Genomic DNA, 9,886 nt, shown 5'->3' on the forward strand with positions numbered 1-9,886 from the left:
GAGCAGGCCGTCCCCATGGCCAAGCCGCTGCTGGTGAACGCCGTCAAATCGATGACGGTGGATGACGCCAAGCGCATTCTGACCGGCGGCGATACCTCGGTCACGGACTTCTTCAAGGAGAAGACCTCGGCGCCGCTGGCCGCCAAATTCCTGCCCATCGTGAAGGGCGTCACCGACCGCTCCAAGCTCTCCGGCCAGTTCAATGCTGCGATGGGGCAGGCGGGCAAGCTGGGCCTGGCGGCAGGCGACAGCGCCACCGTGGAAGGCTACGTCACCCAGCGCGCGCTGGATGGCTTGTACCTGATGATTGCAGAAGAAGAGAAGAACATCCGCCGTGACCCGCTGTCCTATGGCAGTGCGGCGATCGGCAAGGTATTCGGACTGTTGAAATAGGGAGGCAGCAATGGGTATTTTCGATACGCTGGCAGGGCAGGTGCTTGGCCAGTTCTCTGGCGGCAGCCATCCGGAAGGCATGTTTGAAGCAGTCGGCGCCATGCTGACCGACCCGCGCACCGGCGGCCTGCAAGGGATGGTGACGGCTTTTGAGCAGGGCGGCATGGGCGGCGTGGTCGCCTCCTGGATCGGCACCGGCGAGAACCTGCCGATCAGCGCCGAGCAGTTGCAGGCGGTGCTGGGCAACGAGCAGGTGCAGGCTATCGCCACCCGTCTTGGCTTAAGCACGGAGCAGGTATCCGCGCATCTGGCGCAGCTGCTGCCGCAGGTGGTCGACAAGCTCACGCCAGGCGGCACAATTCCCGACAGCCGTGGTGCCCTGGACAGCCTGTTTGGCGCGCGCTCCTGAATAGCAAATAGCAATTTAGTTTTCATTATTTGCAATATTGCCCTGTGGCATCTTATAATTGATGCACCACAACCACCTTAGGGCAGAATAATGAAAACCGTGTTATTGGCGATGGCCGCAACCGCGGCGCTGGCAGGCTGCGCCACCGAGAGTCATCAGGCTTTGCAAGTGCCAACCGTGGCCAGCGCTGCGCGTCCTTACACCGGCCCGCGTACCCTGGTCGCGGTCGGCAAATTCGATAACCGCTCGAGCTTCATGCGCGGCGTGTTCTCGGACGGCGTTGACCGTCTGGGCGGCCAGGCCAAGACCATTCTGATCTCCCATCTGCAGCAAACCAACCGCTTCAATGTCCTGGACCGCGACAATATGGCGGAACTGCAGCAGGAAGCAGGCTTCAAGAAGCAAAGCCAGAACATCAAGGGCGCAGACTTCGTCGTCACCGGCGACGTGACCGAGTTCGGCCGCAAGGAAGTGGGCGACCATCAGCTGTTCGGCCTCGCCGGCCGCGGCAAGACCCAGGTTGCTTACGCCAAAGTGACCCTGAACGTGGTGAATATCGCGACCTCCGAAGTGGTGTACTCCGCCGGCGGCGCGGGCGAATACAGCCTGTCCAACCGCGAAGTGCTGGGCTTTGGCGGCACCGCAAGCTACGACGCAACCCTGAACGGCAAGGTGCTGGACCTGGCCATGCGCGAAGCGGTTGAGCGCCTGGTGGCCGGCATGGAAGGCGGCGCATTCAACCTGCGCGAGGCCCGTCAATGAAATTGGTGAAGATTACTTTGACGCTGGCTTGCGCCATGACGCTGGCTGCGTGTAACCACACCCAGACCATGTACCAGTGGGAGAGCTACCAGCCGCAGGTGTATCAGCACTTCAAAGGCGAGAAGAGCCCGAACGAGCAGATCGACGTGCTGCAGAAGGATCTGCAAAAGATCGCCTCGCAGGGCAAGACGCCGCCACCGGGCTATCACGCGCATCTGGGCCTGTTGTACTCCATGGTTGGCAACGCGGACCAGATGGCCGCCGAGTTCCAGACCGAGAAGCAGCTCTTCCCTGAGTCTGCGGCCTATATGGACTTCCTGCTGAAGAATACGAAGAAGGCGGCAAACTGATATGTTGAAAAAGACCCTGAAACTGGTGGCTTGCCTGCTGCCTGCACTGTTCTTCGTCGGCTGCGCCACGCAAAAGACGCCTTACGACTACACAGCTTTCAAGGCTAGCAAACCACGCTCCATTGTGGTGCTGCCGCCGCTGAACGAGTCGCCCGAAGTCATCGCGACGTACGGCATGCTGTCGCAAGTGAGCTTCCCGCTGGCTGAATCGGGCTACTACGTGATGCCGGTGGCGCTGGTCGATGAGACCTTCAAACAGAATGGCCTGACCACGGCTGCCGATATTCATTCGGTCGACGTGAAGAAGCTGCACGACATCTTCGGCGCCGATGCTGCGCTGTATGTGACGGTGACCAATTATGGTTCGACCTACAACGTCATCAGCAGCAACGTGATCGTGTCCGCCAAGGCCAAGCTGGTGGACCTGAAGACCGGTGCCGAGATCTGGTCCGGTGCGGCGACCGCGTCCAGCGCCGAAACGCAGAACAATCAGGGGGGCGGCCTGATTGGCGCACTGGTGGCTGCGGCAGTGAAGCAGATCATCAATAGCGCGACTGACTCGTCCTGGCCAATCGCCGGCGTTGCAAGCAACCGCCTGCTGTCTGCCGGCATGCAGAATGGCATCCTGTACGGCCCGCGTTCCCCGAACTACGGCAAGCTGCAGTAATCCCTCCAGCGCATTTCCGCTTCAACGGCGGAAATGCGCTTCAATCTCTTCCAGCGTTTTCCCCTTCGTTTCCGGCAGCAGGAAAGCCGCGGTCAGGAAATAAATCACCGTGCAGCCAGCCCAGAAGAAGAACATTGCGGCGTAGCCGTAATGCCCCACCGTCGGCAGAAACACTGCCGCAATGACCGTCGATACAAACTGATTGATCAGCAGGGCGATGCTCATGCCGTTGGAGCGGATGCGCGTCGGCATCAGCTCGGACAGGGCCAGCCACACGCACACGCCCGGCCCTATCGCGAAACTGGCGACGAACAGGCAGATGGCGGCGGTTACCTGCCAGCCGTGTGCTGACGACGGCACGCTGCCCGTTTGTGCGCGCTCAATGCGCAGCGGAGCGTTGCGGCCTTCTTCCGGATTGGCGAAAGGGTTCAGGTGCAGCTTGCGGAAGAAGGCGCCGATCACGCTGTCTTCCTGCACGGCGTCGGCACGCGTGAGGTGCAGCGTATCGTTGGTGCGCAGTGTGGCCACGTTGGCGAATGGGCCGTAGCTGTAAGCGACCGTGAGCTGCTGGGCGTTCGCGTCACCGAGGGCGCGCAGGGTTTCCGTATCGAGACGCAGCGTGAGGCTGTCACCCTGCACTTGCTGCGCGACCCTGGCGCGCACGTCCTGCTGGCCGCTCTCCGCACTGCGGAACAGCAGGCCTGCTGCCAGCAGGGCGATCACGATACCGCCGCTGCCCAGCATCAGCAGGAACTTGCGGCCCTTGCGGTCGACCAGTGCGACCGCGGCAATCGTCATCGCGGCATTCAGCACTTTCAGTCCGACGTCCGCCATATTCGCCGTGGCGCCGGGCAGGCCGGCCTGGTTCAGGATATTCACCACATAAGCCAGCACGGAGTTGATGCCGGTCGCCTGCGTGCAGGCCAGCACCAGACAGGCGAGCAGGAAGGGCATCACATAGCGCCGGCTGAGCAGCGGGTCTGCTGCGGCGTCGGCGGCCGTATGCTCGCGCTGCGGCTGGGCGGTCGCGGCAGACGCGCTCGGGGCCTGCGCGGCGGCGTTAGCGGCACTGGCGGCATGCCCGCGCTGTGGTTGAGTGCCTGCTGCGGAGGCGCTTGCGGCTGTAGGGCGGCCGCGCTGGGGAAGGGCTGCTGCGGCGTCCAGCATTTCGCGCAGTTCGGCGTCGGCTTCGGCGGCGGCGCGGGTGCGCAGCAGGGCCTGGCGGGCGGCGTCGTTGCGGCCGCGGCGTACCAGCCAACGCGGCGACTCTGCCAGCAGCAGGCTGCCAATGGTGAACACCAATCCCGGTGCAAGGCACATCCAGAAGATGCTGCGCCACGCACGATCGCGCGCGGCGAACAGCGCATCGGCGCGCGCGGCTTCGGACAGCACCTGCGCCGCCGCCGTAGCGCGATCGACATTCTGCGCCTGCACCAAACCGATAACTGCCGCAGCAACGAGGCCAATGGTCAGCAGCAGCTGGAACAAAGCCGCGCCGCGTCCGCGCTGGTCTGCGCGCAGGCACTCGGCCAGATACAGTGGCACCACCACGCCAATCAAGCCACCGCTGACGCCTTGCAGCAAGCGCCCAAGCAGCAGCGGCATATAACCATCGGCCAGCGCGATAATCGGAATGCTGATGGTGAACAGCGCGCCGGACAGCACCATCGCCCAGCGCCGTCCGATGGCATCGGCCACCGCGCCTGCAAACAGCGAAGACAGCACAGACCCCAGCAGCACCGCCGCCACGATGAAACTCAATTGCTGCGCGCTCAAACGCCAGGCCTGCGAAGCCGTCGACTCCAGATAAGGCAACGCACCGGCAATGATGCCAACGTCGATCCCGTACAGCAGCCCGCCCATGCCCGCGATGAACAGCAGATAGCGCATGGGCCAGGCAGGTGCACTGGTGGAGCCGGACAAAGTGGCAGCGTGCATGGGCACTCCTTTAAAGAATGGCTTCGCCTTCAACGAACACGGCGACTGGTTGCAAGTCCTGATCGAGTACAACGATATCGGCCCAGGCGCCGGGCGCGAGACGCCCGCGCTCAAGCTCGCCCAGATAGTCGGCCGGATATAGCGAGAGGCGGTTCGACGCATCAGCCAGGTCCAGGCCCAGGCTGACGAAATTACGCAGCGCCTGATCCATGGTCAGCACGCTGCCCGCCAGCGAACCGGTGGCAAGGCGCACGCAGCCCAGGCATTTGTAGACGCGCTGGGTGCCGAGCGAGTATTCGCCATCCGGCATGCCGGTAGCGGCAGTAGCGTCGGTGATACCATAGGCGCGAGGAATGGCGCGCAGTGCGGCGCGAATCGCGCCGGGATGCACATGCTGTAGATCCGGAATGATCTCGGCGTATTCGGCATGCGCCAGTGCCGCATCGACGATGCCGGGCTGGTAGTGGTCCATGCCCGTCATACCGTTGAACAGATGGGTGAAACCGGCGGCGCCTGCACGCAGGGCAGCCACGCCGGTGTCGTAATCGCCGGCCGAGTGGCCAATCTGCACGCGAATGCCCATCGCCGCCAGCTGCGGAATCAGCGCAAGGTGGCCATCCACTTCCGGCGCCATGGTCAGCACGCGGATCGGCGCGATGGCGTTAAAGTCTTGTACCAGTTCCAGCGTGGCCGGCATTACGTCAGGCGGCTGGGCGCCCAGACGGTGAATGCTGATGAAGGGGCCTTCCAGATGCACGCCCAGCATGCGCGCGCTGCGTGGAGGGCGTTCCGCCACCACGCGCGCCAGGCCGGAGAGGGCGCGGCGGATATCCGGTTCGTGCGCCGTCATGGTGGTGCCCAGCAGGGACGTGGTGCCGTGCCGCGCATGTTCCTGCGCCACGGTGGCGCCGGCATCGCCGCCGCGCATGATGTCCACGCCCGCCGCGCCATGCACGTGCAGGTCGACGAAGCCGGGAAGAATCGTCAGCGAGCTGTCGGCAGGACCTTCGGTGATATGGCGTATGCGCTGGTCAAATTCGATGCTGCCTGTGACCCAGCCGCCGGGAGTAAGGATTCTGCCGCTTAACACGCTCTATTCCGCTATGAGTAATTCGATGCCCAGCTTCTGAATGCCCTCGCGGTACTCGGGGCTGATGCTGGCATCGGTGATGATGGTATGCACGCGTTCCAGCTGCACGATGCGGTGCAGGCTCACGCGGCCGAATTTGGATGCGTCGGTGAGGACGATAATTTTCTTCGCGCGCTCGACCATCTTGTGGTTCAGGCTCGCTTCCGCTTCATGGTGGGTGGTCACGCCGAATTGCAGATCCAGACCATCCACGCCGAGGAAGAGTTTGTCGAAGTTGTAGGCTTGCAGACTGGCTTCCGCCTGGCTGCCCTGGATCGACAGCGACTGCTTGCGCAGCAGACCGCCCGTCAGGATCAGGTCCACACCCGGCGCATCGGCCAACTCCCACGCGATGTTCAGGCCATTGGTCATCACCGTCACCTCGTTGGCGCCGCGCAGGTGGCGCGCCAGCGAAATGGTGGTGGTGCCGGAATCGATGATGATGTTATCGCCCGGCTGCACCAGGCGCGCTGCCATGGCGCCGATGCGCTCCTTCTGTTCCTGGTTGATCGAATCCTTCTGGCGAATCGAGTGCTCAGCCGGCGGAATGCGATTCAGGATCGCGCCACCGTGGCTGCGCGTCGCCAGGCCCTGCGCCTCCAGCGCGCTCAAGTCGCTGCGGATCGTGACCGCGGACACGCCAAACTGTTCGACCAGATCGTTGACCTGGACGGACGCCTGGTTGACGAGCAGTTCGAGGATGGATTCGCGGCGTTGGCTGGTATTTCGCATGGTAACGGTTGGATCGGCGATGAAAACGTCGAGCTTAACAGATGGCTGGCTCCGGCAGGGAAGCCGTATTGCGGTTGCAGGCCCGCGCATACTGGGCCAGCACGCGGCCGATCTTATGCTGCAGTAGCTCACGCGCGTCGGCGCCCAACTGGCCTTGCAGCACGTCGAGGTATTGCTCCGGCAGATGCTGGCTCAGAAGCGGCAGCGGAATTTCTCGCGCATCCAGATTGGCGAACAGGCGTTCCACCGCAGCGGCCACTTCCGGCTCGCCCCAGTAATAACGGCAACGGTCGCTCAGGCCGTAGCGGCGCATGACGCGCTGCTCTTCGCTGGTGCCGGCGTAGTGCGCGCGCCAGTGCTGGGGCTTGGCCAGCATGACATCCTCCAGAATGCGCATCAGCTGCGAGCGCTCCGCTTCCGGCAGCAGCTCGTCTTCGATCTGGCACAGGGCCAGCAAGCCTTCGCGCAGCGCGAACGTCGCTGCCGGGCCGACCTTCAGGATGGCGAAGTGATCGCGCACCATGGCGTGCAGGCCGGTTTCGCGCTGGTAGTCCGTCGAATGCGCTTCGAACACGAGGCCCGGCTGATTCGCCACGAAGGCCGAGAGATCCACCGCTTGCGCCGCATCGTAGTGCTGGATATGGCTGGCGTCGAAGTCCACGCCCGGCTGCACGACCATGGCAATCACGCGCTTCCACGCATCGTGCAGGCCGGCTGCGGCGAAGGCCTGGCGGTGCACATCCAGTGTCTGCGCGGCAGCGGCGGGCAACGTTGGCGCGCCTGCATCGGCCAGTTCCGCTTCGCCACCGGGCACGGGCACTTCGGTGCCGATCACATACACCGGCGGCGGCAAGCCGGCGCCGGCAGCGGCGGCTTCGGCGACTGCGCACAGGCGCGCGGAGCGCCCGGCCACCACTTCATCGCTCAGGCGCTGCGGATCGTCCGCGCAGCGCATGCTGCAGTCGAGGTGTATTTTGTGGAAGCCTGCGCTTGCATAGGCGGCGATCAGGGTTTCGGCATGCGCCATGGCGATGGCGGCGTCCTGGCGCTGCCAGGCATTCGGGCCGAGGTGGTCGCCACCCAGCACCAGGCGCTCTTGTGGAAACTTTTCTTCCCTTGCCAGTTGCTGCACGTAGTCGCGGAACTGCGGCGGCGTCATGCTAGTGTAGCCGCCGAACTGATCGACCTGATTGGAGGTGGCTTCCACCAGGAGCAGCGTGCCGTAGCAAGCCGCCACGCGCATGGCCGCGCGCAGCACAATGGGATGGCTGCAGCACACGCTGTACAGGCCAACGGCTTCGCCGCGGCGATGCGCTTTCACAACCTGCAGAACAGGTGACAGGACTTCGTTCATGGATTTTCAGGCCTTGGTCAGTTGACGGGCAAGCAGGGCGGCGCCGCGTGCGCCTCCGGCGTCGCCGAAGCGCGGCGGCAGGATGGGTGGCACTTGCACGCCGCGGAAGAGATGCCGCTTGATGGCAGCGGGCAAGCGTTCATACAGGTGGGCGAGGTTCGAAAGCCCCCCGCCCAGCACGATGGCGTGCGGATCGTAAGACAGCACCAGGCCCGCCATCGCGTGGCCCAGCAGATCGAGATGAACGGCCAGCGTGCGTGCAGCGATGTCGTCGCCGGCGTTGGCGCGCGCCACAATGGCCACCGGCTCGGCGCCATCACCGCCGAAATGCGCGTGCAGCTTGCTCATGCCGGGACCGGCCACATAGCGCTCCAGGCAGCCCTGCTTGCCGCAAGGGCAGTCGAGCACCGGCAGGCCGTGCTGGGCCAGCAGCGGCGCGGGAATCGTCCAGTGCCCCCATTCGCCCGCAACGCCATTGAAGCCGCGTTGCAGAAGGCCTGCGACGCAATAACCACCACCGGCGCCGGTGCCGATGATGGCGCCGAACATGGTGGGCAGCTCTCCTGCCGCGCCACCCTGGGCTTCGGACAGCGCGAAGCATTGGCAGTCGTTACCGATGGCGACGGGACGCTGCAAGGCTTGCTGCAGGGTTTCCGCCACCTGGCGTCCGTTCAATGCGGGCACGTTGGAACTGATCTGGCGGCCGGTGGCGCTGTCGATCACGCCCGGCAGGCCGATGCCGACCGGCGCACGCAAACCCAGCGCCGCATCGCCGCGCGACACCAGCGCCACGATGGCTTGTACGAAAGCGTCGAAGTCCTCGCAGGGCGTGGCGATGCGTTCGCGGAAGACTTCATCGAAGTTCCCGCTGTAGGCCACCAGCTCGATCTTGGTCCCGCCAATATCGATGCCGTGGAGGCCGCGTTGTTCAGAATTCGTCATGGCGGTAGATGGTCACGCCTTGCACGACACGGTTCACCGTGCCATCGGCAAATGGATTGTCGGGGCGCAGACGCAGTGCGGCCGACTGGTGCAGCGCGTATTGCTGCGCCATCAGCAGCCACAGTGGCGCCAGCCAGGCGTCCGRCCACGCAGGCGCCGCTACGCCGATATCGGCATCGCGGCCTACGGTCACGCAGCGTCCAGCAATCTGTTCGCGCTGCAGCTCCTGCAGCAGGTCTTTTTCATACTGGCGTGCCAGCGCCTTACTGCTACGGAACAGCACCACCAGCGAGTCGCGGTTCAGTGCGGATTTCGGACCATGGCGGAAACCGAGCGCCGTATTTGCCATTGCCAGCACGCGGCCGCCGGTCAGTTCAAGAATCTTCAGCGCAGCTTCTTTCGCCAGTGCCTCCAGCGGGCCGCTGCCGAGATAGACCACGCGCTGCACCGGCTGTGCGGCCAGCACGGATACGGGCGCTGCCCACTGCTGCAAGGCCTGTTCGCCCAGATCCGCCAGTTGCAGCAGTCGATCTTCGCCGGACGCGCCGCTCAGCGTGCTCAAGGCCGCCAGCAGCATGCAGGTAAAGCTGCTCGTCATGGCGAAGCCGCGGTCGCAGCTCGCGGCGGGCATCAGCAGATTGAACACCTTGCTGTCGGCCGCGCCCTGGCGTGCCAGCTGGCCTTCCGCATTGCAGGTGRTGTTCAGGAAGCGCGCGTCACGTACGGTGGCGCGCACCAGATCGACCGCTGCCAGGCTTTCAGGGCTGTTGCCGCTGCGCGCGAAAGAAACCAGCAGCGTCGGGGCATCCGCTTCCAGGTACAGCTCTGGATGAGTGAGCAGGCTGGTAGTCGCCACGGCGCGTACTTGTGCGGCGCTGGCTGCATTCAATTCGTCGGCCACGATCTCGCCCACATAAGCGGAGCTACCTGCGCCGGTGAGGATCACGCGCTGTGCGGGATTGCGCAGGCAATCGCCGAGGAAGGCTGCCAGCGCCGCACGTTCGCCGTTCAGCCGCTGCGACAGTTCACGCCACAGGGCAGGCTGCTGCGCAATTTCTTCGGCGGTATCGAGTCCGCCGATGTCGCGCCAGGCTTGGGAATCGCGGTTGAGAAGGGTAGTCATCGAAAAGAAAAGAAAGTAGAAGTTTCAGAAAGCTTAGAGATAAATTTTCGTAAAGTCAAATACGAAAGTAAAACGAAAGTACATATC

11 protein-coding genes are annotated in these 9,886 nt (G+C 64.0%); 5 read left to right on the forward strand and 6 right to left on the reverse strand.

Annotation, left to right across the window (positions count from 1 at the left end; all coding sequences use genetic code 11):
- The 5 genes from AB4Z11_RS12080 to AB4Z11_RS12100 all read left to right on the forward strand — a co-directional run.
- Positions 1 to 393: DUF4197 domain-containing protein (locus AB4Z11_RS12080; RefSeq protein WP_442025491.1), on the forward strand; the 393-nt coding region annotated here is incomplete at its 5' end.
- Positions 394 to 403: 10 nt separating this feature from the next.
- Complete coding sequence (locus AB4Z11_RS12085) at positions 404 to 802, forward strand: YidB family protein (RefSeq protein WP_442025492.1); 399 nt, start codon at positions 404 to 406, stop codon at positions 800 to 802.
- 90 nt (positions 803 to 892) lie between these two features.
- Positions 893 to 1,564: a CsgG/HfaB family protein gene (locus tag AB4Z11_RS12090; protein ID WP_442025493.1), complete on the forward strand. Its 672-nt coding sequence runs from the start codon at positions 893 to 895 to the stop codon at positions 1,562 to 1,564.
- Positions 1,561 to 1,914 (forward strand): DUF4810 domain-containing protein, encoded by a 354-nt coding sequence (locus AB4Z11_RS12095; protein ID WP_442025494.1) that lies wholly within the window; start codon positions 1,561 to 1,563, stop codon positions 1,912 to 1,914. The genes AB4Z11_RS12090 and AB4Z11_RS12095 overlap by 4 nt, the downstream gene beginning before the upstream one ends.
- A gap of 1 nt (position 1,915) precedes the next feature.
- Positions 1,916 to 2,581 (forward strand): DUF799 domain-containing protein, encoded by a 666-nt coding sequence (locus AB4Z11_RS12100; protein ID WP_442025495.1) that lies wholly within the window; start codon positions 1,916 to 1,918, stop codon positions 2,579 to 2,581.
- A gap of 21 nt (positions 2,582 to 2,602) precedes the next feature.
- On the opposite strand, the gene AB4Z11_RS12105 is transcribed toward AB4Z11_RS12100, so the two are convergent.
- Genes AB4Z11_RS12105 through AB4Z11_RS12130 form a run of 6 tightly spaced genes read right to left on the reverse strand, consistent with a single transcriptional unit; the run spans position 2,603 to position 9,799 of the window.
- Entirely contained in the window at positions 2,603 to 4,519 is a 1,917-nt protein-coding gene (locus AB4Z11_RS12105) for an MFS transporter (protein WP_442025496.1), read from the reverse strand.
- Between the two features lie 10 nt (positions 4,520 to 4,529).
- The gene (locus AB4Z11_RS12110; protein ID WP_442025497.1) at positions 4,530 to 5,609 is read right to left on the reverse strand and encodes an N-acetylglucosamine-6-phosphate deacetylase; all 1,080 of its coding nucleotides are present in this window, start codon (positions 5,607 to 5,609) and stop codon (positions 4,530 to 4,532) included.
- Between the two features lie 3 nt (positions 5,610 to 5,612).
- On the reverse strand, positions 5,613 to 6,380 hold the full coding sequence (locus AB4Z11_RS12115; RefSeq protein WP_442025498.1) for a DeoR family transcriptional regulator: 768 nt from the start codon (positions 6,378 to 6,380) through the stop codon (positions 5,613 to 5,615).
- Positions 6,381 to 6,414: 34 nt separating this feature from the next.
- Positions 6,415 to 7,734 carry a D-tagatose-bisphosphate aldolase, class II, non-catalytic subunit gene (locus tag AB4Z11_RS12120; RefSeq protein WP_442025499.1) on the reverse strand — a complete coding sequence of 440 codons (1,320 nt, stop codon included), beginning with the start codon at positions 7,732 to 7,734 and terminating at the stop codon, positions 6,415 to 6,417.
- A gap of 6 nt (positions 7,735 to 7,740) precedes the next feature.
- Complete coding sequence (locus tag AB4Z11_RS12125) at positions 7,741 to 8,676, reverse strand: ROK family protein (RefSeq protein ID WP_442025500.1); 936 nt, start codon at positions 8,674 to 8,676, stop codon at positions 7,741 to 7,743.
- Positions 8,663 to 9,799 (reverse strand): SIS domain-containing protein, encoded by a 1,137-nt coding sequence (locus tag AB4Z11_RS12130; RefSeq protein WP_442025501.1) that lies wholly within the window; start codon positions 9,797 to 9,799, stop codon positions 8,663 to 8,665. Before AB4Z11_RS12130 ends, AB4Z11_RS12125 begins: the two co-directional genes overlap by 14 nt.
- Positions 9,800 to 9,886: the final 87 nt, after the last annotated feature.

Source organism: Pseudoduganella sp. RAF53_2, assembly GCF_052113985.1.
GTDB lineage: Bacteria > Pseudomonadota > Gammaproteobacteria > Burkholderiales > Burkholderiaceae_D > Rugamonas.

Coding starts and splice junctions, on each gene's coding strand:
- AB4Z11_RS12085 (WP_442025492.1), top strand. CDS start 404: ATGGGTATTTTCGATACGCTGGCAGGGCAGGTGCTTGGCCAGTTCTCT.
- AB4Z11_RS12090 (WP_442025493.1), top strand. CDS start 893: ATGAAAACCGTGTTATTGGCGATGGCCGCAACCGCGGCGCTGGCAGGC.
- AB4Z11_RS12095 (WP_442025494.1), top strand. CDS start 1,561: ATGAAATTGGTGAAGATTACTTTGACGCTGGCTTGCGCCATGACGCTG.
- AB4Z11_RS12100 (WP_442025495.1), top strand. CDS start 1,916: ATGTTGAAAAAGACCCTGAAACTGGTGGCTTGCCTGCTGCCTGCACTG.
- AB4Z11_RS12105 (WP_442025496.1), bottom strand. CDS start 4,519: ATGCACGCTGCCACTTTGTCCGGCTCCACCAGTGCACCTGCCTGGCCC.
- AB4Z11_RS12115 (WP_442025498.1), bottom strand. CDS start 6,380: ATGCGAAATACCAGCCAACGCCGCGAATCCATCCTCGAACTGCTCGTC.
- AB4Z11_RS12120 (WP_442025499.1), bottom strand. CDS start 7,734: ATGAACGAAGTCCTGTCACCTGTTCTGCAGGTTGTGAAAGCGCATCGC.
- AB4Z11_RS12125 (WP_442025500.1), bottom strand. CDS start 8,676: ATGACGAATTCTGAACAACGCGGCCTCCACGGCATCGATATTGGCGGG.